Annotated in this window: 1 protein-coding gene; it reads left to right on the top strand. The window is 74.7% G+C overall.

Translation table 11 applies throughout. The annotated features are described in order from the left end of the window. Positions 1–149 precede the first annotated feature (149 nt). On the top strand, positions 150–569 hold the full coding sequence (locus C1I98_RS39580) for a sensor histidine kinase (protein ID WP_146607957.1): 420 nt from the start codon (positions 150–152) through the stop codon (positions 567–569). Position 570: the final 1 nt, after the last annotated feature.

Raw genomic sequence — 570 nt, 5'->3', positions numbered from 1 at the left:
GTACCGACACAGGCGCGAGACCGCCACACCCCGGCACCGCCCCCAACGCGATCGCGTCACCTCCCGAAACCGGCCTTACGCCGATATCGCCGCATTCCAGCGCCATCGCAGACGCGATTTCACCACTCGCCGGAGCCGGTCTCGGGCCGATGCCGCATTTGTCCGCCGCAGGGCCGTACGGGCTGTGGACGCTCGCCGAGGCCGTGCGGGCCGGTGGGCTCCCGGTGGATCTGGAGGTGGCCGAGCCGGACGGGCCCGTACCCGCCCACCTGGGCGCGGCCGTACACCGCGTCGTCCAGGAGTCGCTGACCAACGTGATGCGGCACGCCGGCCCGACCCACGCGGTGGTACGCGTGGCGCAGGAGCCGAGCACGTCCCGTGAGCCCGGCGTCCTCGTGGTGGAGATCACTGACCGGGGCCGGGGCTCCACGGCGGCCGTCCCCGCCGAGGGCCGGGGCATGGCCGGAATGCGGGCGCGGGTGCAGGCGGCCGGCGGGCAGTTCACCGCCGGTCCACGCGAAGGCGGCGGCTTCCGCGTAGTGGCCCGCTTCCCCCGGCCGACCGCATGAC

This window comes from Spongiactinospora gelatinilytica, from assembly GCF_003236385.1.
GTDB classification, from domain to species: Bacteria; Actinomycetota; Actinomycetes; order Streptosporangiales; family Streptosporangiaceae; genus Spongiactinospora; species Spongiactinospora gelatinilytica.
The sequence above is the reverse complement of the archived record's forward strand: the minus strand, read 5'-3'. Positions and strand labels throughout refer to the sequence as shown.